Source organism: Enterobacter cloacae complex sp. IR5384 (genome assembly GCF_049237265.1).
GTDB classification, from domain to species: domain Bacteria; phylum Pseudomonadota; class Gammaproteobacteria; order Enterobacterales; family Enterobacteriaceae; genus Enterobacter; species Enterobacter cloacae.
The window spans coordinates 1-23,134 of sequence record NZ_JBMKHJ010000020.1; the positions used below are offsets into that span (position 1 = coordinate 1).

General features: G+C 55.4%; 19 protein-coding genes. 4 read left to right on the forward strand and 15 right to left on the reverse strand.

Annotated features, from left to right (window positions below):
• From ACOTX3_RS16110 to ACOTX3_RS16150, 9 genes are all read right to left on the reverse strand, one after another.
• Positions 1 to 422: contractile injection system protein, VgrG/Pvc8 family (locus tag ACOTX3_RS16110; protein ID WP_421634979.1), on the reverse strand; the 422-nt coding region annotated here is incomplete at its 3' end.
• Positions 419 to 3,055, reverse strand: coding sequence for a type VI secretion system ATPase TssH (tssH, locus tag ACOTX3_RS16115; RefSeq protein WP_421631625.1), 2,637 nt, complete (start codon positions 3,053 to 3,055; stop codon positions 419 to 421). The genes tssH and ACOTX3_RS16110, both read right to left, overlap by 4 nt.
• 172 nt (positions 3,056 to 3,227) lie before the next feature.
• Entirely contained in the window at positions 3,228 to 3,719 is a 492-nt protein-coding gene (hcp, locus tag ACOTX3_RS16120; protein WP_038985100.1) for a type VI secretion system effector Hcp, read from the reverse strand.
• A gap of 5 nt (positions 3,720 to 3,724) precedes the next feature.
• Positions 3,725 to 5,431 (reverse strand): OmpA family protein, encoded by a 1,707-nt coding sequence (locus ACOTX3_RS16125; RefSeq protein ID WP_058679508.1) that lies wholly within the window; start codon positions 5,429 to 5,431, stop codon positions 3,725 to 3,727.
• Positions 5,428 to 6,120 carry a type VI secretion system protein TssL, short form gene (gene tssL, locus ACOTX3_RS16130; RefSeq protein ID WP_058679509.1) on the reverse strand — a complete coding sequence of 231 codons (693 nt, stop codon included), beginning with the start codon at positions 6,118 to 6,120 and terminating at the stop codon, positions 5,428 to 5,430. The genes ACOTX3_RS16125 and tssL overlap by 4 nt, the downstream gene beginning before the upstream one ends.
• Positions 6,117 to 7,457 (reverse strand): type VI secretion system baseplate subunit TssK, encoded by a 1,341-nt coding sequence (gene tssK / locus ACOTX3_RS16135; protein ID WP_246948875.1) that lies wholly within the window; start codon positions 7,455 to 7,457, stop codon positions 6,117 to 6,119. The genes tssL and tssK overlap by 4 nt, the downstream gene beginning before the upstream one ends.
• Before the next feature lie 17 nt (positions 7,458 to 7,474).
• Complete coding sequence (gene tssC, locus ACOTX3_RS16140; protein ID WP_246948878.1) at positions 7,475 to 9,010, reverse strand: type VI secretion system contractile sheath large subunit; 1,536 nt, start codon at positions 9,008 to 9,010, stop codon at positions 7,475 to 7,477.
• A gap of 41 nt (positions 9,011 to 9,051) precedes the next feature.
• Positions 9,052 to 9,543 carry a type VI secretion system contractile sheath small subunit gene (gene tssB, locus ACOTX3_RS16145; RefSeq protein WP_105826575.1) on the reverse strand — a complete coding sequence of 164 codons (492 nt, stop codon included), beginning with the start codon at positions 9,541 to 9,543 and terminating at the stop codon, positions 9,052 to 9,054.
• A gap of 580 nt (positions 9,544 to 10,123) precedes the next feature.
• On the reverse strand, positions 10,124 to 11,740 hold the full coding sequence (locus ACOTX3_RS16150) for a peptide ABC transporter substrate-binding protein (protein ID WP_029883682.1): 1,617 nt from the start codon (positions 11,738 to 11,740) through the stop codon (positions 10,124 to 10,126).
• A gap of 182 nt (positions 11,741 to 11,922) precedes the next feature.
• Here ACOTX3_RS16150 and mpaA point away from each other — a divergent pair, with 182 nt between their 5' ends.
• Positions 11,923 to 12,636, forward strand: coding sequence for a murein tripeptide amidase MpaA (gene mpaA, locus ACOTX3_RS16155; RefSeq protein WP_013096425.1), 714 nt, complete (start codon positions 11,923 to 11,925; stop codon positions 12,634 to 12,636).
• On the opposite strand, the gene ycjG is transcribed toward mpaA, so the two are convergent.
• The gene (gene ycjG, locus ACOTX3_RS16160; RefSeq protein ID WP_038986163.1) at positions 12,627 to 13,592 is read right to left on the reverse strand and encodes an L-Ala-D/L-Glu epimerase; all 966 of its coding nucleotides are present in this window, start codon (positions 13,590 to 13,592) and stop codon (positions 12,627 to 12,629) included. The two genes, mpaA and ycjG, sit on opposite strands and share 10 nt — an antisense overlap.
• Before the next feature lie 107 nt (positions 13,593 to 13,699).
• On the opposite strand from ycjG, the gene tpx reads away from it, so the two are divergent.
• The gene (gene tpx / locus ACOTX3_RS16165) at positions 13,700 to 14,206 is read left to right on the forward strand and encodes a thiol peroxidase (protein ID WP_058678841.1); all 507 of its coding nucleotides are present in this window, start codon (positions 13,700 to 13,702) and stop codon (positions 14,204 to 14,206) included.
• Positions 14,207 to 14,525: 319 nt separating this feature from the next.
• Positions 14,526 to 15,734 carry an aldose 1-epimerase family protein gene (locus ACOTX3_RS16170; protein WP_058678840.1) on the forward strand — a complete coding sequence of 403 codons (1,209 nt, stop codon included), beginning with the start codon at positions 14,526 to 14,528 and terminating at the stop codon, positions 15,732 to 15,734.
• Between the two features lie 36 nt (positions 15,735 to 15,770).
• Here ACOTX3_RS16170 and tyrR read toward each other — a convergent pair whose 3' ends face one another.
• The 3 genes from tyrR to ACOTX3_RS16185 form a co-directional block, all read right to left on the reverse strand.
• Positions 15,771 to 17,312, reverse strand: coding sequence for a transcriptional regulator TyrR (tyrR, locus tag ACOTX3_RS16175; RefSeq protein ID WP_013096421.1), 1,542 nt, complete (start codon positions 17,310 to 17,312; stop codon positions 15,771 to 15,773).
• A 113-nt stretch (positions 17,313 to 17,425) separates the two neighbouring features.
• Entirely contained in the window at positions 17,426 to 18,478 is a 1,053-nt protein-coding gene (locus ACOTX3_RS16180; protein ID WP_058678839.1) for a YcjF family protein, read from the reverse strand.
• A complete protein-coding gene (locus ACOTX3_RS16185) occupies positions 18,475 to 19,872 on the reverse strand; it encodes a YcjX family protein (protein ID WP_058678838.1) in 1,398 nt (465 codons plus the stop codon). The genes ACOTX3_RS16180 and ACOTX3_RS16185 overlap by 4 nt, the downstream gene beginning before the upstream one ends.
• A gap of 151 nt (positions 19,873 to 20,023) precedes the next feature.
• Between ACOTX3_RS16185 and ACOTX3_RS16190 the strand changes: the two genes are divergently transcribed.
• Positions 20,024 to 21,034, forward strand: coding sequence for a LacI family DNA-binding transcriptional regulator (locus tag ACOTX3_RS16190; RefSeq protein ID WP_013096418.1), 1,011 nt, complete (start codon positions 20,024 to 20,026; stop codon positions 21,032 to 21,034).
• A gap of 34 nt (positions 21,035 to 21,068) precedes the next feature.
• Here the strand turns inward: ACOTX3_RS16190 and ACOTX3_RS16195 are convergent, their stop codons facing one another.
• Together ACOTX3_RS16195 and ACOTX3_RS16200 are read right to left on the reverse strand one after the other, a co-directional pair.
• Positions 21,069 to 21,983: an OmpG family monomeric porin gene (locus tag ACOTX3_RS16195; RefSeq protein WP_058678837.1), complete on the reverse strand. Its 915-nt coding sequence runs from the start codon at positions 21,981 to 21,983 to the stop codon at positions 21,069 to 21,071.
• Between the two features lie 66 nt (positions 21,984 to 22,049).
• A complete protein-coding gene (locus ACOTX3_RS16200; protein WP_013096416.1) occupies positions 22,050 to 23,132 on the reverse strand; it encodes an ABC transporter ATP-binding protein in 1,083 nt (360 codons plus the stop codon).
• Positions 23,133 to 23,134: the final 2 nt, after the last annotated feature.

The window sequence follows — 23,134 nt, forward strand, 5'->3', positions numbered from 1 at the left end:
CGCTCGCGCAGGATTTTCTCCACAACCTGCGGGACGGACATGTCCTGGTAAATGGCGTTCTGGTGCGAGCGGTCAAGCAGCGCCAGGCGCGGCTCAAGCGTGACCGCGTAGCGGGTTTCATCTTTTGAGGTGCCCAGGCGCTCAAGCCCGCTCACCATCCCCTGTATCACCCGCACCGGCTGCTGCACCTTAATGCCATAACCCTGGTCAACCGGAGCCTGCAGCGTCAGGGAAGCCGCCTTCATCAGCATCATCTCTTTGCTGATGGCATGGTCCGCACTGGTGAACTCAATGCGGTAGCGGAAGGGTTTGCTCAGGGCTTCATCGCCCTCAAACGCCAGCACATCAAGCCCTGCGTCACAGCCCTTCACCGAAAGCAGGTGATGGCTGTGGCTAAATCTCAGCAGGGGATTACTGCTCATGCGTGCACTCCTTCTGTACAGTCAAACTCCAGTCCGATCCCCGCCTCCTCACTCCAGTTCAGGGTCAGATGCTGTGGCTTTTGCCCCGCCGCCTTGTGCGTCAGCAGCTGCTGGCTTAGTACCGGCAGAATCTGCTGATTGAGCAGGCTGTCAACGTTGCGCGCCCCGGTGTCCGGCAGCAGGCAGGCGGCGGTCAGGGCGTCATACAGGCTCTCGTCAATCTGCGTGGTCAGGCCGTAGTGTCGGTTCAGGCGCTTACTGACCTGTGCGAGCTTCATCTCCACGATGGTACGCATGGCTTCCTGCGTGAGCGGACGGTAAATCACCGTCTGGAAACGGGCGAGTAAGGCTGGCTGGAAGTGGTCACGCAGGATTGGGCGCAGCAGTTCGTGCAGGTCGGCCTCTGTCGCCTCCGGCTGCTCGTCCAGCAGTTGCATGATGTGGTCGCTGCCGAGGTTGGAGGTCATCAGAATTACCGTGTTACGGAAGTCGATTTCACGCCCCTCGCCGTCGCGCATAAAGCCGCGGTCAAAGACCTGATAGAACAGGTTCATCACGTCACGGTGGGCCTTTTCCACCTCGTCCAGCAGCACCACGCTGTACGGGCGCTTGCGCACCGCCTCGGTGAGAATACCGCCCTGGCCGTAGCCGACGTAGCCCGGCGGGGAACCCTTCAACTGGGAGACGGTGTGGGGCTCCTGGTATTCGGAGAGGTTGATGGTAATCAGCGACTTTTCGCCGCCATAGAGCGCATCGGCGAGTGTGAGCGCAGTTTCGGTTTTCCCTGTACCGCTCGGTCCGGTCAGCAGGAACACGCCCTGTGGGCCGTTTTCTGGCGTCAGCCCGGTTTTTGCCGCGCGCAGGCGCTGGGTGATGGCGTTCAGCGCCGCATCCTGGCCCACCACGCGTTTACCAAGGCTGGTTTCCAGGCTCAGCAGCTCCGTCTGCTCATCCTTCATTAATGAAGAGAGCGGCACACCGGTCCAGTCGGCAATCACCGTGGCGACAGTACGCGCATCCACATCCAGTCCCAGCAGCGGGTTACCCTGCTGAACGTCACTCAGTTGCTGTTGCAGGCCGGCAATCTCCGCCTGACGGGAAAGGTCCGCGCGGCAGGCGAGCAGTTCTTCCGTGAGTTTCAGCTCCTGGCCGTACTGCGCTTCCCGTTCGTCGAGCTCCAGAATAATGCGGACTTCATCCTGTTCGATGGCCGCCAGACGTTCACCGTGGGTGATGTGACCCACCGCGATATCTTCCAGTAACGCCTGCTTTTCCATCGCCAGGGCCGTGAGCTGCGCCTTCATCCGGGTCAGCGTCTCCGGCACGGTGTCGAGGCTCATCCGCACGCGGGCCGAGGCGGTATCCAGCAGGTCAACCGCCTTGTCCGGTAGCTGACGGCCGGTCAGGTAACGACGGGAAAGGGTCACCGCCGCCCTGACCGCCTCATCGGTAATGTGCACCCCGTGGTGCTGCGCGTAGCGGGATTTCAGCCCCCGCAGCATCAGGCAGGCGGTGTCGTCGTCCGGCTCATCAACTTTCACCATCTGGAAGCGCCGCTCCAGTGCCGCGTCGCGCTCAAAATACTGCTTGTATTCACTCCAGGTGGTGGCCGCGATGGTCCGCAGTTCGCCGCGGGCGAGCGCCGGTTTCAGCAGGTTGGCCGCATCCGCGCCGCCCGCCTGGTTGCCTGCGCCGATAATGGTGTGCGCTTCGTCGATGAACAGCAGCACCGGGGACGGAGACTGCTGCACCGCATCAATGACGTTTTTCAGGCGCTGTTCAAACTCCCCCTTCACGCCTGCCCCCGCCTGTAACAGACCGAGGTCCAGCGTGCGCAGGCTCACCGTTTTCAGGGATTCCGGCACATTCCCTTCGGCGATGCGCAGCGCCAGCCCTTCCACCAGCGCGGTTTTCCCCACGCCCGGCTCCCCCACCAGAATCGGGTTGTTCTTGCGACGCCGCGAGAGAATATCCACCATCTGGCGGATTTCCGTATCACGACCGAATACCGGGTCGATTTTGCCCTCACGCGCGTTAGCGGTGACATCAAGGGTGAATTTATCCAGCGCATTCTGTAACGCAGGTGACAGTTCGCCCTCTTTCACCTCGCTGCCGGACAGCGGCACGCTGCCGCCCTGCGCCAGTTCTTCTTCCTGTTGTACCTCTTCGCGCTCATCTGACTGCGCATCCAGCAGCGGTCGCAGACGCTCAAGCTGGCTCAGCCCCAGCGTCAGCAGCGGCCATAAACCGTCGCAGCGCACCAGGCTCTGCCGGTCCACCAGCGCCATCAGCAGGTGCTGGCTGCGGATCTGCGCTTCGCCTGCCAGCGAGGCGCGCAGCCACGCGTCCTGCATCAGGGTCTGAGTGCTGTCCGAAAGCTGCGGACGGCTGCGCACTGAACGGGGCAGCTTCTCCAGAAAATTCAGCAAATCCTGCCAGATGGCGTCCATATCCCATTCATAACGGCGGGCCAGCACGGTGAGATCGCCTTCACCCTGCTCCAGCAGTTTCAGCAGCCAGTGCTCGGGCAGGATTTCCGCATGGGCGCGGGTCTGGCACAGGGAGGCCGCGCCTTCCATCGCACGGGCGCAGTAGGGGTTCAGACGACGTAACAGGCTGGCTGGATTTTCCATGAGACTCTCTCTTTATCAGTTCCGGACACGCTACCGCCCGTCGCTTTTCCTGGTATTCAGGAACCCAAAGCGCATAAGGTCGGGCAGGCAGATTGTGTTTTTCTTTGCTGAACGTCCGCGGTTACAGGCGTTCAGCAAAAACGGCGGACGGGAGAACCCGTCCGCACGAGACTCAGGCGGTGGCGCGTTCGTTCCAGGAATCGGAATGAATGATGTTGCCGTCCTTGTAGGTCCAGGTGATTTTTTCGTAGCGCAGCTCAATCTGCTCCAGATGGTTGTGCTTCTCGAAAGACGGATCCTTGATGTCATGCATCACCGGATTCACCTTCACCACCTTCACGTTTTCCAGTCTGGTGTTGAAGTACTCCACTTCCTGGCCGGCATCGTTGATTTTGTACCACTTGAATTCCGCAGACTTCAGGGTCTGACCGGTGGTCACCGCCTTGTACAGATACGGGCTGGAGGAGTCGATCTCCTTGGTGAACAGGAACGGCGTGTGGATACGGGTGCCGGTCAGCTTGCCGGTGTTGTTGTCGGTCGGGATGTACAGGTTGTGTTCCTGCGCCACCACTTCGATGCTGCCTTCACGATCCTGAACGTCCACGGAACCTTTGATGTCCGCGCCGCCATCGTCCTTCAGCCACAGATAAACAGGAATTGCCATGTTAATTACTCCATTTCATTTTTTGAGACGCCATCATCCTGCGATGGCGCGGGTGTGTTGCCCGGCAGCTGACAGGCATTCGCCTGCGGCACCAGACTGATTTCGACACGGCGGTTCAGCGCCCGGCCTTCCGCCGTGTCGTTGGTGGCAACAGGACGGCTTTCGCCGTAGCCCTGCACCGCAAAGCAGCTCTCCGGCACGTCGCCGGTGTCGCGCATCCAGTCGCGCACAGATTCCGCACGCTTAAGCGACAGCACCTGGTTGGACTGGTCATCGCCCGTGCTGTCGGTATGACCCGCTATCACAATCAGCCAGCCGGGCTTCGCCTTAATTCCCACCAGCGAATTCACCAGCAGCTTCGTGGTGCCGGGTTTCAGCGCCCATTTGCCGGTGTCGAACAGCGACATGCTGTCGAGGCGGATGATTTTCGGCGCGACCTTTTCTACAGGCTTCGTTGGAGGAGGTGGTGGTACATACGAACGGATCGCTTCCAGCACCGGTATTCGCAGACGTACTCCCCGATAAAGCCCCAGGCCCAGCCGGGCCGGTACACCATTGCGTGCATGCTCATCCAGCAGCGCCGCATCCTCGCGCAGCACCTGTACGGCGCTGGCTTTCGGACCGTAATCATCCATGGCGATGCTGTTGTAACGGACAATATCGAAGCTCACGCGTTGCAGCAGCTGGCGGTTGTTCCAGCCACTGCTGAGCAGTGCAGCAATGGCCGCCAGCGTGAAAATCCCGAGCGCACAACGCCAGGTTCGCTCACGCGGTGTCAGGCCCCGCCCTTCCGGCAGTAATGGCAGAATAAAATCCGGGAACAGGGAGATGACCGTACTGTCCGTTCCCACCGGCTGCCAGCCAGACACCTGCTGCATCGCGGTGTGACGGGAAAGCCACGTCGTCCAGGCCGATGTGGCCAGGCTTCCGGCCAGGATCGGCCCCATTCCCCACAGCACCGCAACAGGTGCAATGACCGGCACATCGGGGTTCTCATCCATAAAGACGGCCTGGACATGCTGACGGAACCAGTTCATCAGACTATTCATCAGCACCTGTTGCTGCACCGCAGGCGTTCCGCCGGAGGTAACCCATTCAGCAACAGACCCCGGGGCTGAAGATTCACGCCAGACCCTCACGCCTTCTCCCGGGAAAACCGCCTGCCAGAACATGTCATTCGTCATCGCGCTGCCGACCTGACCATTCAGCACCAGCGACACAGAGTGACCGGTTGCTTTACGCAGCTGGCTGATATGCCAGCGCAGGGTCAGCAGTCGACTGGTCAGGGCTTCGCTGTCATGGTGCTGCTGCGGGCAGACGCTGACCATCACCGAAAGCTGACGTCCCCAGTCAGGACGTAACCACAGTATCTGACGGGCGACCTGCGCCAGATCATGATGATCCTCCACGCGGATCCAGCATCCCTGCGTGACAGTGAGTACTGGTGACGAATGTGGCCAGGCCAGAGGCAGATCGCCACAAACCAGCACTACGGGCTGACGGTAAGTGGCGTCAGGCAGGTCTTCCAGGCGCAGGGTGACATCATGCTGTTCACGGCGACTGACGACAGTCCAGAACGCCAGGATAACCCCCAGTACCACCAGCAGAATGAGCACAGAAACCCACCTGGATACCGGCAGAAAACTCAGGCAGACCACGGCACTTAGCAGGACGGCCCACAACGCCAGCCCGCGCTGTTGTGCAGGACTCATTTCACGGCCCCCGGTAAAAGGGTTCGCAGCAACTGGTCCAGCCAGCGATCCAGTCCCCACCAGAGTGCAGCGACCACTATCACGCTCAGACCAATACGTACGGGCCATGACGCCAGCCAGCCGCCCATGTTTCCCCGCCCGGTATGACTTTCCGCCAGTACGGGGTAGGACTGTGGATAGCTGAACGGCGTGACATATTCACTGAGTGCGTTGACAAGTTTCTGGCGCTCCGGGTCATTCAGTGAGCGGTAACTGCCGAGAAAACCCAGCATCATGACCCGCTGGAAGCAGGTCACGACAGCGTGGTCAGGCGCCGGTTCACGCAGCACATCGCGCATCCGATCGCACAGCGTGTCGCCGGCGTCCATAGTGCCGAGAAAGTGCCCCTGCAGGGGAATGTCATACCACTGCACACAGGCGTCATCTTCCACACCACGACCTTTCACCGCCTCATCGAGCAGGGCGCACTGTGCGGTAAGAATATGCTGACAGCTGGCTTCATCGAGTTCACTCGCTTTCAGCTCACGCTGCACACGTTCGACATCAGCAATACAGCGCTCCCACAGCGTGCGCCCTTCGCCCTCCTGAAACGTCGGACCGTGACGCAGGCTGATCACCTGAAGCCAGGTGTCCTGCAGCAGGGCATCAATATCAATGGCCGCGGCAGTGCCGCGTTTACGCTCACTCATGTTCTCAGCACCGCAAAGAGTTCAAGTTCAGGCTCGCCGAGCATGCCCGGAACGTAAAACATGCAGGTCCCACCCTGAAGCATTTCAGTGGCCTGAGGATGAGAGACATCAAGACTGAAATACTGATTTTCCAGACGTAACGGAATGGCTGCCGGTACATGGCGCAGCGGCGTCAGAGGCACGCCGACCCGCGATGAATTGACGATACTTCTGACATGATCGGGGCTGCCGACCTTGCACTGGCGCGGGAACTGCTCCTGCAGTTGTGCCACCGGTACCGTTGAACGCACCGAGAGGTAGTAATCAGCCCCTTCACGCAGACGTGGGTCATGCAGACGGGCCTGCCAGAAGTGAAGCCGGGCATCATGCTCAAGCTCAATCGCTACCACCCGCGACGGCAGGCTGGCTTCGAGCAGGTCACCCAGTAAATCAAACAGCGGCGGGAATACGTTATTCTGTTGCTCGTGCTGCCAGACCGGGATCGCACTCACCTGATGCTCCAGCGAGAAAGTCAGCAGACTGCCCGCCAGGCGTGCCAGTTCCGGATACAGACGCTCCGGCGGGCTTTGCGGGTGGCGCTGAAACTGTCCGAGTACGGGTTCTGCGCTGTTAAGGGCATTGAGCAGCCAGAACAGGGACACATCCGCCACGGCAAAATCGGCCATCCGCTCATTACTTTCCCGGCGCATGGCCATCAGCCGACTCAGGCGTACACGTAGCTGGCTCATCAGCTGTTCCAGCTGGGTCATCAGCCAGCGACTGCCCTGCAGAGCCAGCAGTGGCGGAAGAAACGTCTCATCCAGTAACCATGCCCCCTGCGAATCCTGATGCAGGCGGGCAACCGGGCAGGTCAGATAATCGCTGTTGTCCTGACAGGCAAACCGTAGCGTCAACTCAGGTTTCATCACCGCAATCTGGCGGGTATCGTCCCCATAAGCGTTGCGGATATCCCGCCAGCGCTGGCGATAGCGAACAGGGCGTTCGGCCACCGCATCGGGTGTAAGACAGTTGCCGCCATTCTCCCGCAGCAGCGGGAGGGCCAGCACCACCATCGCATCCTGTGATCCACTCTCAAGCGCCAGCACCGGTGGCAGATCGTCAGCATTATCAGTGTCGATAAGCGTCCCGTCAGGGAAACGAATGTGCAGATGACGAGCCTGCAGGCGGCCCAGTTTCAGTGCATCCGGTTCGAAAGTGGCATCAATCACTCCCCAGGGATGGGAGAGACCTAACCGGGCGATGCATTCCGCAGACCAGGCCGCATACGCGGCCTGTTGCTGGAAGTGCTGGGGAGAGACCATCTGGCCCCTGCCCCATAACGGTTGTTCCGTTTTCATTGGCTTCCTGCCTTAACTTACGCTTTCGCTTTCGGCATCTGGCTCACCAGCGACAGGTTCACGTCCATGCCTTCCACCTGGAAGTGCGGCACCGCGAACAGCTTCACGCGGAAGAAGCCCGGGTTGTCCTCAATATCTTCCACCACCACCTTCGCGTCGCGCAGCGGGTGTGAGGCCTGCAGTTCGTCGCCCGGATCGGTCATTTCGGTCACAAGACTGCGTACCCATGTATTGAGTTCCAGCTCCAGCAGACGGCGATCTTTCGTCGTACCGATATTTTCGCGCTGAATCAGCTTCAGGTAGTGCGCGATACGCGACAGCAGGAAGATATACGGCAGACGGGCATTGATGCGGCTGTTGGCAGTGGCGTCGGCGGTGTCGTACAGCGCCGGTTTCTGCGCCGAGTTCGCCGAGAAGAAGCAGGCGTAATCACGGTTCTTGTAGTACGACAGCGGTATAAAGCCCAGGTTAGCGAATTCAAACTCGCGGGTTTCCGGGATCATCACCTCTGACGGGATCTTCACCTGGTTGCCGGTACCCAGATCGTACAGGTGGATCGGCAGGTCTTTCACGGCCCCACCTGCCTGCGGGCCACGAATTTGCACGCACCAGCCGTTATTGATGAAGCTCTTCACCATGTTGGAGGCGAAGGAGAAAGATGCGCTTGTCCACAGGTATTTTTCGTGGTCCGGACCTTTCACCTGCTCAACGTAGTTGAAACTGCGAACCGGCACCGTGTCCGGACCGTAAGGCAGACGCCCCAGCACGCGCGGCATCACCAGGCCGATATAACGGGCATCGTCGGTGTCGCGGAAGGATTTCCATTTGATGTATTCGGCACGGTCGAAGTAATTACCGATGTCCTTAATCGCGGCCACCTCTTCCATCGATTCCTTGAGGAAGAATTTCGGCCCGACGGCACCGATAAACGGCATATGCGCGGCGGCAGAGACTTTCGAGATATTGCGCAACAGCGCCACGTCCTGCGGACTTGCGTCAAATTCGTACGCTGAAATAACCGAGCCAATCGGCTCGCCGCCCGGGGTGTCGTATTCAGCGGTATAGGTGTGCCAGTACAGGCCGCTCTGGATAAGTTCCGGCGCATCTTCAAAGTCCTGACGCAGGTCGTCCTTGGACACATCCAGAATTTCCGTTTTTACGTTCTGGCGGTAGTCGGTGTTGTCCACCAGCTGCTTCAGGCCGCGCCAGAGGGATTCCACCTTCTGGAATTCTTCGTGATGCATCACCGCATCCAGCTGGCGGCTGATTTGGAAATCCAGCTCTGCAATATGGTGGTCAATCAGGGTTTTATCGAGTTTTTCCACTGGCTGGCCGGATTTGCGGATGCAGTCCATAAATACCTGCATTGCCGCTGTCAGGCGCTCACCTGCCGGAGCATCAGACAGTGCGGCGTCGTCCAGAAACGCATTGATATCGCCCAGGCTTGTGGCCGGGGTCAGGTTGATTTTGTCGAACAGGGAGGCGTAGACGCTCTCTTTTTCCAGCACAGTGGTCTGCCCCTGCGCGGAGCCATTTTCAGTATTAACAGACATCAGCATTCTCTCGTTTAATCCATTAAAAGACGCGCCCGTTTTTATTTCGGGGCCAGGGCACTCATTTCGTTACGTAATTCCTGAGACAGCGCCGGGTCCTTAAGAATTTTCTCGAGCTCTTTTCTGAAAGTGGCGTTATCCAGCAGATTGGACTTGAGGTCACGTAATAAATTACGCATCGCCAGCATGGCACGAAGCTGGGGAATTTGTCGGGCCACCTGTTCGGGTTCAAAATCTTTCATATCTGAAAAGCGCAGCGTCACATTCTCTTCCGTACGCTCACCCGCCAGCGTATTCGGAACCGTCATGTTGACCTCCGGGTTAAATTCCGAAAGTACACTGTTGAGGTTATTTTTATTGACGTTAATTTTCTTTCTTTCAGATAATGGCTGGCTCTCTTTGCCGTTACTGAAATCACCGACAGTGAGTAATTTAAGGGGGAGCTCAACTTTCTTCTGCGCCCCTCCGGTATGCAATGCAAGTTTTAAATTAATGCGTGCCTTAGGCACTTCGTTCTGGAACGTATCAGCCATAGCAGTCCCTTTCCTTAAGGAATGTTTGTTGAAGTTAACGACGTTTCTGAATAAATCGATATTAGAACAAAACACCACAATAGATCAACTATCTGGAATCAAAACACAATTTAAGACATTCCTTAAGAATTTTACTCCATATAAATAAAATATGGTTTGCAGAGTGACTTTTCATAAAGAAACATCAACCACAACTCCGAAAATAGTCAGAATTAATGGCTATTTCTGTGAAAAAAATGAAGATCCATATCCAAACAAAGCAAAGTTATTGATTTAAATCAATACGAGAAAAAATATCTACAGTGCCACCTAATAATATGACCCGCATCAATGTTTACACGCTTCCGCAAGACGCGAAACCCATTAAAAAGTCCAATAATGGACAGTTTTTTTAACGAAATGCAATATATTCAAAATATGAATATTTCTCTTAATTAAAAAAAGAGCAATACCCAGTGCTGTAAAACACAGTATCAATGCAGCGCCGTCTTCAAGATCTAGAATGAACAGAAAAGCGCTGGCACGTGATATCGGGCCAGCGCAGTATCAGGAGGGGAAATAAATTAGCGGACTCGTGTTTTCAGTGCTTCACAATATACATCGTGCGGCTATACGCCACATCTTCAGGGTTATTGATCGGATATCCCTTCACCCAGGGTTTAATCAGACGTCCGTTGGTGTACTGGTAGATCGGCGCAATTGGCGCTTTTTCCGTGAGGATCTTCTCCGCACGGTTGTAATCCGCATTACGGGCTTCGGCGGTGGTTTCAAGCGTCGCCTGATTGATGATCTTATCGTAAGCCGGGTCGTTAAAGCGGGAGATATTGCCGCTGTGGGTTGATGTCAGCAGCGACAGGAAGGTCGATGGCTCGTTGTAGTCCCCGACCCAGGACGCGCGGATCACATCAAAATTCCCTGTGTTTCGGCTATCGATATAGGTTTTCCACTCCTGGTTTTGCAGTTTGACGTCTACCCCCAAGTTCTTCTTCCACATCGAAGCCACCGCAATCGCGATTTTCTGATGGTTCTCTGAAGTGTTATACAGCAGGGTCAGCTTCAGTGGACGCTGAGGACCATACCCCGCCGCCTGCAGCAAGGTTTTGGCCTGCGCGTTTAACTCCTGCTGCGACATCTGCTCAAACGGTGATGTCTCTGGCGTGAAACCTGCCGTCACATCAGGCGTGAAATGCCAGGCTGGTTTTTCTCCCGTACCTAATACTTTCTCCGCCATAATCCGGCGATCGATGGTCATACTCAGCGCCAGACGCACGCGGGAATCGGCGGTCGGGCCCTTTTGCGTGTTAAATGCATAGTAATACGTTCCCAGCTGCGGTGGCGTGTATACCTGTCCAGGAATATCCTTGAGCAATTTCTGATAAAGGTTTTTCGGGAACGACTCGGTGATATCAATATCACCTGCCAGGTAGCGTTTGGTGGCGGAAGACTCCTGGTTGATCGGAATAAACGTCACTTTTTGAAGAACAGTTTTCGCGTTATCCCAGTAGTGGGTATTCGGCACAACGACCAGCTTCTCATTCACCACACGATCTTTCAGCACATAGGCACCATTGCCCACCAGGGAGCCCGGACGCGTCCACTCTTTACCGCTTTCGACGTTCGCTTTCTGAACCGGATAGAATGCGAAGTTTGCCGTCAGGTTGCTGAACCACGGCAGCGGTTTATCGAGCTGAACGCGTAACGTTCTGGCATCCACCGCCGTTACCCCCAGCGTATCGGGCGCGGCTTTGCCATCAATAATCGCCTGAGCGTTGTTAATGCCTGCCAGAGCAGCAAACCAGGCAAACGGCGAGGTGGTTTTCGGGTCAACCAGACGCTGCCAGCTGTAGACAAAATCCTGCGCCGTGACTGGCGTGCCGTCAGACCATTTTGCATCATCGCGTAGGGTAAATGTCCAGATGCGGTTATCGTTACTCTGCCAGCGCGTCGCCACGCCCGGCGTCAACTCCCCTTTCTCATTCTGATTGACCAGGCCTTCAAACAGATCGCGAATCACCTGAATCTCGGGTAGCCCCACGGCCTTGGCCGGGTCAAGCGACGCGGGCTCGTCTTTGATGTGTCTGACCAGCTCCTGTTTTTGCGCCAGCACCGTCCCCTTTGGCACATCAGCAGCGTAAGAAAATGACGATAGCCCGCAAAGGCACAGTGCAGAAAAAAGCAGCGAAACAGGATGCTTCATGAGATCCCCTTTAGAAATCGGTAATACGCGAATGCGTAATTATTTGTTTCGAAACGGCGAAATGCAAATACCTTAAGCCGGAAAGGTGATATCTGGCAATCTTCGTTCTTCGATGAAACTATTTGATTAAACGTGGGTTTTGCACAACACTGCCAGTAAGCACTTCTTTATCAGGATTTCCTATGGCAGTTACCCGACCAAGAACGGAACGTGGCGCTTTCCCGCCAGGCACCGAACATTATGGCCAGTCTTTCTTAGGTGCACCGCTAATCTGGTTTCCCGCACCGGATGCCGATCGTCATAGCGGCCTGATTATTGCGGGAACGCACGGCGATGAGAACTCCTCGATCGTCACCCTCTCCTGCGCGTTACGCACCCTTGCACCGACACTACGCCGGCATCATGTGATCCTGACCGTCAACCCGGATGGCTGTCAGCTTGGGCTGAGGGCGAATGCGAGAGGGATAGATTTAAACCGCAACTTCCCGGCGGCCAACTGGCGCGCCGGTGAAACGGTATACCGCTGGAACAGCTCGGCTGAAGAGCGTGACGTGGTGTTACTGACGGGAGAAAAACCCGGCTCAGAGCCAGAAACACAGGCGCTCTGCCAGTTAATCCACAAGATCCACCCCGCGTGGGTTGTCTCATTTCACGATCCACTGGCCTGTATTGAAGATCCCCGTCACTCCGCGCTGGGACAGTGGCTTGCCGATGCCTTTGCCCTGCCTCTGGTCAGCAGCGTCGGCTATGAAACACCGGGGTCATTTGGTAGCTGGTGCGCCGATCTGGATTTGCACTGCATCACCGCTGAATTCCCCCCGATATCTTCCGACGAAGCCAGCGAAAAATACCTGAAAGCGATGGTAGATCTTCTGCGCTGGCAGCCTCAGAGATGAAGCACTCCGCTGGTGAAGGTGAGCGCAGGCGAAACGTCAACTGCCAGCCAGGTCGGGCCATCGAGATCGGCAAACCGGACCTGATTCACCAGCGGTAGCGCCGCATTAATCGCCCGGGAAGTACTGAGCATGCATCCCAGCATCAACGTAAACCCCTTCGCCTGTGCCTGCGACGCCAGCGCCAGCGCCTCGGTCAGCCCACCGGTTTTATCGAGTTTGATATTCACCATCTCATAGCAGCCCGCTAAACCGTCGAGACTGTCGCGGGTATGGCAGCTTTCATCGGCGCAGATCGGCAGCGGGTGGATAAAGTTCTTCAATGCCGCATCATCCTGTACGGGAAGCGGTTGCTCCAGCATAGCCACACCCAGATCGGCCAGCAGCTGGCAGCGCGCGGCCAGCCCTTCCGGGTGCCATGACTCGTTGGCGTCGACAATCAGCGTGGCGTCCGGCACCGCCGCGCGAATGGCGACCATGCGTTCACTGATCAAGCGATCGTCGAGTTTCACCTTCAGCAGCGTGGCGCCAGCCTCAAAGAGCGCTTTTGCGCTGGCGGCCATCTGCTCCGGCTCGCCAATCACCACGGTTTGCGCGGTCACCACTTTCTCCGGAAGCGTCACGCCGACCAGCGACGGTAAGGATATCTGCTGCCTCGCCGCCTCAAGACTCCACAACGCACAGTCAATTGCATTACGAGCCGCCCCGGCAGGTAAACGCTGCTGTAACGCCTCACGCGTCAACCCGGTTTGCAGGTCAGGTACCAGGGTCATAATTTGCGCCATCACCGAGGCAAGGCTTTCTCCGTAGCGAGGATACGGCGTGCATTCACCAACCCCTTTAACCCCTTCTTCTTCTATTTCGACCACTACCACGCAGGCTTCACTTCGGCTGCCACGAGAGATCACAAACGGGGAATGCAATGGCCAGGCTTCTTCATAGACCTTAACGCTTCTCATCACTGACTCCTTGCAGCCCGGTAAGGCGAAAAAATTGGTTTGCCGTGTTATCCGCTGATGGCATACACTAGCCTCGACGTTAACTATATGTAAACAGGAAGATATCTATGTCACAACTCGTTCATTTCCAGGGCAACCCGGTTGCTGTAGCAGGTTCCATTCCTCAGGCTGGCAGCAAAGCGCAGGCTTTTACTCTGGTGGCTAAAGATCTGTCTGACGTCACACTGAGCCAGTTTGCTGGCAAACGCAAAGTACTGAACATTTTCCCAAGCATTGATACCGGCGTCTGTGCCGCATCCGTGCGCAAATTCAACCAGTTGGCCACTGAAATGGACAACACCGTGGTGCTGTGCGTTTCAGCAGACCTGCCATTCGCGCAGTCCCGTTTCTGCGGTGCTGAAGGTCTGAGCAACGTCATTACCCTTTCCACTCTGCGCAGCCCGGATTTCCTGGAAAAATACGGCGTTGGCATTGCTGAAGGCCCACTGAAAGGCCTAGCGGCGCGTGCCGTGCTGGTAATCGATGAAAACGATAACGTCGTGTTCAGCGAACTGGTAAACGAGATCACCACCGAACCTGACTACACCGCTGCGCTGGAATCACTGAAAGTCTGATTATTTACAGGCATTTTATAAAGCTTAGCAATGTAATGAAATAAAAGGTTTATTTAAGAATAGACCTTGCGTTCCAAACCTCGCCGATGCGGGGTTTTTTATTATCTCAACTGCTGAATCGTTAAAGCAAAAATGTTCTAAAATCACATATATCATGAAATAAAAACGTTCCATTCTCACCATAACGAGATCTCTCACGCATAATAAAGGTTTAAAAACCGCAATTTCTCCGCCAGTGAAGCCCGTCACATTTCCCTTCTCGCCTAAACATTAGATTTGCTTACGTAATAAAAAATCGTTTCAGCAAAAGGGATTAAATATGAAGATTAAACTGGCTTTTACGGTTCTTGCGGTACTGATATCTGGACATGCCGCCGCTAAAACCTGGGTGCTGACAAGCGCTGAAAGCGGCGTGGAGAAAGGAAACTGGAAAATTTCCAGCGATGAGCTGAAGTTTCAGGGACAGCCTTTCAGCATCGAGCAAAAAGTCCTGCATGGTGGCAAGCAGGAAGGCAGCAAGGTAATCGTTATCAGCAGCAAAAATGGTCTGACAATTACCCTCAGCCCGACGCGTGGGATGAATCTGCTGCATGTCGAAGGCTTTGGTACCCGAATGGGGTGGGATTCGCCTGTCAAAGAGGTGGTGAATCCGGCCTATATCAATCTGGAAAGTCGAAACGGACTTGGCTGGCTGGAAGGTTTCAACGAAATGATGGTTCGTTGCGGCTATGAATGGACAGGCCACCCGGTCACGGCTGACGGTCAGATTTATACCCTGCACGGCAAGGCGGGAAATACGCCTGCGTCGCAGGTGGAAGTCGATGTTGCTGATCCCGCACCGCATGAAATTCGCATTCGCGGATTAATCAAAGAGAGCACGTTTAAAAAAGCAGATCTGCAGACGATGACCGAACTGCGTTACGTACCAGGCAGCAACCAGTTCAGCCTGCATGATGTTCTGACTAACCATGCTGATTATCCTCATGATTATCAGATTATCTATCACAGCAACTTTGGTACGCCAATCCTCGAAGAAGGTGCCCGCTTCCTTGCGCCGGCCGCCAGCATTGGTCCTTTCAATGACTATGCCAAAGCGGGTCTGGATAACTGGCAAACCTACGCTGGCCCCACTCAGGGCTTTGATGAAATGGTCTTCAATATCAAACCGCTCGCGGATAATAATCATGAAACCCTGGCGGCAGTGGTCAATAAAGCGGGAGACAAAGGTGCGTCAATTCAGTTCGACACGCGGCAGTTGCCTGTCCTGACCTTATGGAAAAATACCGATACGCTCAAACAGGGCTATGTCACGGGTATTGAGCCGGGAACCAGCTACGCCTATCCCGTTACCATTGAACGCGAGCAGAAACGCGTTAAGCAGCTACAACCTGGCGCCAGCACGCAATTCGACCTGACCTATACCCTGCTTCACAGCAAGGAACAGGTGAAAGAGGTTGAACAGAAAATTGCGGGGATTCAGGGAGAGACAAAAGTCGAGGTAGTTACCACGCCTCTGGCGAAAGAGTAAGTGCAAAAAAAAGCCTCTTTACAGAGGCTTTTATCGTTATTCGTCACCCTTCTTGTGGTTGAGTCCATATTCACGAAGCTTATTCGCAATCGCGGTATGGGATACCCCCAGGCGTTTTGCCAGCTTACGCGTGCTTGGGTAGCTGCGATAAAGCTGTGTCAGCACGGAACGCTCGAAACGGCTCGTAATATCATCCAGCGAGCCTTCCATCGCCTCTTCGCCCACCGATACCGTACCAGCATCGTAATCCGGTAACAGGATATCCTGTGGACGCAACTCGTACCCTTCCAGCTGCGTCAGCGCACGATAAACGGCGTTTTTCAGCTGACGAATATTCCCCGGCCAGCCGTAGCGCGTCAGCACCGTACCCAGATCGGCTGACAGTTTCGGACGCGGAACCCCCTGCTCGTCGGCGAAGCGTGCCACAAACAGCTCCGTCAGCGGAATGATATCTTGTGGACAATCGCGCAGCGGCGGAATGTTTAGCGTCAACACGTTCAGTCGATAGTAGAGATCTTCCCGGAACATCCCTTTCTGTACCAGCTCAACGAGGTTTTTCTGGGTGGCACAAATTACGCGCACATCCACGTGAACTTCGTGATCCTCCCCTACGCGACGGAAGGTCCCATCGTTCAGGAAGCGCAGCAGTTTGGCCTGCATGCGCGGCGACATTTCGCCAATTTCGTCCAGCAGCACGGAGCCGCCGTTCGCCTGCTCGAAGAAGCCTTTTTTGCCTTCCGGGGCGTGACCAAACAGCTCGCTTTCGACCGCATCCTCAGGAATAGAGGCACAGTTCAGCGCCAGATACGGTTTTGCCGCGCGTGGGCTGGCAAGATGCACGGCGTGGGCCAGCAGATCCTTCCCGGTCCCGGTATCGCCGGTAATCAGCAGCGGCGCGGTCAGGCTGGCGAGCTTACGGGCCTGATCGACCACATGACGCATTTTCGGGCTGACGGCAATGATCTGGCTGAACGCTCCCACATCCTGGCTGGAGAGATTTTGCAGCTGACGGCCCATCCGCACGGTAGAGCGCAGCATGATAACGGCCCCGGTCAGAACGCGAGTGTCGTTCTCTCCTTTCAGGTACACCGGCGTAATCTCCATCAGGAAATTTTGCCCGTTGATCACCACATGCTCGCTATGCGTATTTTGCGGGTTGCTGTCCAGCCAGCGCTGGAAATTAAACCCCGGGATCAGCTGCGCGGCATGGTGATGGGTGAGCTTGTCCTGGCTCTGGGCGAACAGCTGGCAGCTCGCATGGTTTACCCGCTCAACTTTGCTTTTCAAATCCAGTGACAGGAAAGGCTCTGGCATGGCTTCAAGCAAGGCGCTCAGGGCGAGGTGCTCACGCTCAGACGGCATCCAGGGAATGGTGCGTACATCCGTAACGCCAGCGATACGGCGGATTTCAGCCATCAGGCTGCTAAAAGTATTAAATTCAATTTCGGCAAAATTGAGGTAAATTCGCCCGACAGGATCAATCTCAATGCCACGTAAATCAATGCTACGTAAAACAAGGAGATCGAGTAACTCGCGGGTCAGACCGAGACGGTCTTCACAGAAGACTTCAAGACGCATGGGAAATTCACCGTTTTAAGCCAATAACCTTAAAATGATATGTCAGAACACGGTGATGCGGAAGATGGCTGTCAAGAAAGATTGACAGCCAGCACGATAAGTAAACAAACCGGTTACTGAACCGGTTTTTTATTGAGCGTCTCTTTGAGCTGCCCAATCAATTCACGACGAAAATCGCCCAGGCGCGGTTTATCTCCGTCGATCCACGGCAGTGGTCGGCAGACTTCCATCGCTTTTATGCCCAGACGTGCGGTTAACAACCCTGCCCCAATCCCCTGCGCGGCACGCGCTGAGAGACGGGCCGCCAGATCCTGCGACATCCAGTCCATGCCGACTTCGCGCACCAGCTCACTGGCACCGGCAAAGGCGATGTTCAGCAACACCAGCTTAAAGAGCCGCAGCCGGCTGTAGTAGCCAAGCTCAATACCGTAAAGACTGGCGATACGGTTTATCAGGCGCAGGTTACGCCAGGCGATGAACGCCATATCCACCAGCGCCAGCGGACTGACCGCGATCATCAGCGTTGATTCCGCCGCAGAGCGGCTAATCTCGCGCCGCGCCTGAGCATCCAGCACAGGCTGCACCATATGCGAGTAGAGCGCGACCACCTCCCGGTCATTTTGCGTTTCGTGAATGGCGGCATACCAGCGCTGCAGTGCCGGGTGCGACTGATCAATCCCCGCCTGCGCCGCCAGCTTTTCGCAGAATGCCCGGCCTTTTCCGGTGCCGTGGCTGTGCAGCAGATCGCGTGCCTCATCCCGTTCATGCGCACGCTGCCTCAGACGCCACAGTCGACGCCACTCGGTGACAACCGAGCCTACGCCTGCCCCCACGATCAACGCCCCCGCGGCACAACCGCCCAGCGCCACCCAGTCCTGGGTTTGCCAGGCGTTGATACCCCATTGCACGCCTTGTCCCACCACGCTTACGCCGAAGAGCGCCAGCCCGGCCGTGACCATCTTACGCCACAGGCTACGTTTCGGACGTAAAGCAGCCTCAACGACCGCTTCCGCCTGGCCCTCCTCAACGGACGGCTCGTCAGTCAGGGCCGGAGCAAAATGTTCTGCCTGCTCGCCGCTGAACGTCTGCGCCGTTTTAAAGGCCTCCTGCTGCGCCTGCTCAAGCGTCCCGGTAAAGTCAATGCGGGGTTTTAACGGTTCCGTCATCGCAATTTATCTCCAATCAAAAACTCCAGCGCCGCATCCAGACGAATGTGCGGTAATGGCTGATCGACGGTCATGACCTGTGGGCGGAAGGCTTCAAACTGGAAGCCCTGGCTCTGCCAGAATGCCTGCCCCGGAAGGCGTGCAGGCACTTCGCCCGGATACACGGTCAGCGGTTCGCCGTCGCTGAGGCGATTCCCCCGCAGGGCCGGGATTTTCTCGCCGTTAAGATCAATCAGCCCACTTTGCGTCGCCTGTACGGAAGCCAACCCAAGACAATCCATGCTGATCCCTTCGAACGCCGCATTTTGCCTGGCGTCCTGCACCAGTTGCTGTAACAGCGACACCATGTTGGCATGCTGATCAACCGTTACGTGATCGGCCTTGGTGGCCGCAAACAGCAGTTTGTCGATCACCGGGGAAAAGAGGCGGCGAAACAGCGTACGCTGTCCGTAGTGAAAACTTTGCATCAGTTGCGTCAGCGCCAGGCGCATATCGTTGAAAGCCTGCGGCCCGCTGTTGAGCGGTTGCAGGCAGTCCACCAGCACAATCTGACGATCGAAACGTAAAAAGTGGTTTTTATAAAAACCTTTCACCACTTTTTCACAGTAGTAGTTGTAGCGCTCGCGCAGCATCCCGGCGTTGGTGTGCTTGTCTGCCTGCGCCAGCTTTGCCTCTCCCACGCCATCCACGTCGGGCCACGGGAAGAACTGCAGCGCAGGCGCACCCGCCAGGTCGCCCGGCAAAACAAACCGTCCTGGCTGGATGAAGTGCCGCCCTTCCTGTTTGCACTGATGCAGATAATCCGTCCAGGCTTCGGCAATCGCCGCCAGGCGGTTCTCATCTGCGGGTGCCAGCGGATCTAATCCTGCGCATAACTGCCGCCATTTTGCCGACCACTCCGCGCGGTGACCCTGTAACAAACCGGTCATTTGTCGCGACCAGCTGAGATAATCCTGCGCCAGCATGGGTAAATCGAGCAGCCATTCGCCCGGGTAATCCACAATCTCCAGATAGAGCGTGGAGGTATCCTTGAAGTGGCGCATCAATGATTCATTGGAACGAAAACGCAGCGCGAGACGGATTTCACTCACCCCTCTCGTGGGTGTCGGCCACGCGGGTGGGTCACCGTAAAGCTGTGCCAGCCCTTCATCATAGGTAAAGCGAGGGATACCGAAATCGCGCTGGGGAACGCGCTTAACGCCCAGCAGACGCTCTTCCCGCACCGCACTGAGCAGCGGCAGGCGTGCCCCGGCGTGCAGGTTCAGCAGCTGGTTAACCATCGCCGTGATAAACGCCGTTTTGCCACTGCGGCTAAGCCCGGTGACCGCCAGACGCAAATGGCGATCGACGCCGCGGTTCACCAGAGAGTTGAGTTCGTTTTTAAGTCGCTTCATCGCCGTCCTTCGTCGCTGGAAGCCTGGAATGACTTGCTTCAGAATACAGTAAATGGGGGCAGATCGTTGATTATCAATTCATAATTATTGCTATTGCCGTTTTTTCTCCAGTAAGATGAACGACATTGCCGTCCCGGAGTGAGTAAGGTGTATGTCACCCACCATCTATGATATTGCGCGCGTTGCTGGTGTTTCTAAATCAACCGTGTCCAGAGTGTTGAATAAACAAACCAATATTTCTCCTGAAGCGCGGGAGAAAGTGCTGAAGGCGATTGAAGAGCTAAATTATCAACCAAATAAACTTGCCCGTGCTCTGACCTCATCTGGCTTTGACGCCATTATGGTGATTTCCACCCGCTCAACAAAAACCACTGCCGGTAATCCTTTTTTCTCCGACGTATTGCACGCCATAACCGCCAAGGCGGAACAGGAAGGGTTTGATGTTATTTTGCAAACGTCAAAGAGCAGTGAAGATGACCTGCTAAAATGCGAAAGCAAAATAAAGCAGAAAATGATCAAAGGGGTCATTATGCTGAGTTCGCCTGCCAATGAATCCTTTTTCTCACGGCTCGATATGTACGGTGTGCCGGTAGTCGTAATCGGTAAAGTTGAAGGCGACTTTCAGAATATTTACTCCGTCGATACCGACAATTTTCGTGACAGCGAGATGCTGACCGACACGTTTATTAAAAACGGGCGGAAAAAAATTGCCTGTCTGCATGCGCCACTCGATTATCACGTGTCTATTGATCGTCTCGCGGGTTATAAAGCCAGCCTGGAAAAGGCGAATATTGCTGTTAACCCGGACTGGATCATTGATGGCGGTTATACCCACGAGAGCGCACTTTCAGCGGCCATTACGTTGTTGTCTTCTTCCACCCCACCGGATGCGGTATTCGCCACCGACAGCATGAAATTGCTGAGTCTTTATCGCGCTGCGGATGAGTTAAATTTGATGCTACCTGAGCAGGTTGCCGTGGCGGGTTACAGCGACCCGATGCTCTCCCTGATTCTGACGCCTGCGCCAGCTGGATTTGATATTCCCACCCGCAAGCTGGGCGAAGAGAGCTGCGACCTGCTTTTCAGGCGTATCTCCGGTAAACCCGCCCCGCATAAGGTGCTGATTGAAACCCACTTTTCGTTCGCTGATTCTCTTCGCTAAAACCAGGGGCTGATAGCCCCTGGTGAACAGCCGATCAGAAGGCGTAATTCACGCCCACGCCCGCATAGTGGAATCGATCGCTTTCGCCTTCATCGTGGTTTTCCCATTCATAGGCATACTCCAGCGTCATTGAAAGACCGTTATTGAAATCGTAGGCATAAAGCAGGCCCAGACGGTTGAAATCATGCCCTTCACGCTCAGGATCGTCTTGCCAGTCCCAGTTTGACCAGCGGTCGAGCCCCAGGCGGGTATACGGCGTCAGCGTGGTATTGCCTAATGAAATGGGTAAATAGGCGCGGATCTCCTGCGTTGAAAACTCACCGTTATTACGTGAACTGTCCATATTAAAACCGCGCTCTAAATAGTAATTCACTTTTGCCGCGAAGGTTTCATTAATGGTCCAGGTAAAGCCCGTTTCTGTTTCAACGCGACTGTCGGCATAACCCGTTTTTTCCAGGTCGTTGGCAAACTGATACATGGCAAACCAGCCGCCGAAACGCCAGTCATCGCTTAACTTAATATCCCAGTCTGGTTGTATTTTGTAGCGCTGCATATTCGCGCTACCGTCTTTCGCGCCGTGTTCATCTTTGAAATGATAACCGTAATTACGGAAGCCGCCGGTCAGGCCGAGGGTAAAATCATCGGTTCCAATAAAACGATAGCGCAGCTCGAATTCGGGACGATCAAAATAGGTCCCGCGGGTCATACTGCTGTAATCAACGGGGCCTTCCTGATACATGGCAAGGGAAATCGCCCACGCATCCCATGTGGCGTTAAACCACACCGAGGGCTCATATAATCCGTCTTTATCATCCCCCTGACCTTCGACGTTTTCAATTTCATACATGGCACCTATATTAAAATTCCAGTGTGGTGCCGGTTCTGAGGCGTGTGCGTAGCTAACCCCTGCGCATAGAATAAGCGCAGCACTTCTTAGTAGAGTACTCATTAAAATATTCCTTTATAATGGACAAACAAAAAAACCGGAAATTAATATTTCCGGCGAACATTTTTATTATCTGATTGCCGCTTCTGTTTCCGCGTCAAAAAAATGACACTTATTCATATCGAACTGAATGCCGATATTATCCCCTGCAGCATAATCAGTGGTAGCCCCTGCCCGGACGACCAGTTCGTGGCCCCCGACGGTGGCATACAGCATAAATTCAGCACCGGTCAGTTCGGCAACGCTGATTTTGGCGGCAATCACCTCACCGCTGGCTTGCGAGGTGAAAATATCCTCCGGTCTGATGCCAAAGACCACGGCTTTACGTTGATACCCCTGAGCGTTAAGTACCGAGAGCATATCTTCGGGGATCTCCAGGCGCAGCGTTTCCGTCACGAAGAAGCGTTCATTGATCGCCCCCCGAATAAAGTTCATTGCTGGCGAACCAATGAAACCTGCCACAAACATATTTGCCGGTTCGTTATAGACCTGCTTCGGCGCGCCCACCTGCTGAATGTATCCATCTTTCAGGATCACAATGCGGGTTGCCATCGTCATGGCTTCGGTCTGATCGTGCGTCACATAAATCATGGTGGTATTCAGCTTTTGATGCAGCTTGCTGATTTCGGCACGCATTTGAACACGCAGTTTAGCGTCAAGGTTTGAGAGCGGTTCATCCATCAGGAAGACGCCCGCTTCACGCACAATCGCCCTGCCTAATGCCACGCGCTGGCGTTGGCCACCCGACAACGCACCGGGCTTACGCTTGAGGTACTCGCGCAGCCCAAGAATCTGAGCGGCCCAGTTAACGCGCTCTTCAATGACGGCAGGCGCGATCTTCTGCATCTTCAGCCCAAACGCCATGTTGTCGTACACCGTCATATGGGGATACAGCGCATAGTTCTGAAAGACCATCGCAATATCCCGGGACTTGGCCGGGACATCATTCATACGCACGCCGTCAATCACCAGCTCACCGGCGCTGATCTCCTCCAGCCCGGCAATCATACGCAGCGTCGTCGATTTACCGCAGCCCGATGGCCCGACGAAAACGATAAATTCTTTATCCTCAATGTCGAGGTTGAAATCTTTGACCACATGGACCTGGTTGTCATAGATTTTTTGGATATGTTTTAGCGATAGTTGCGCCATTC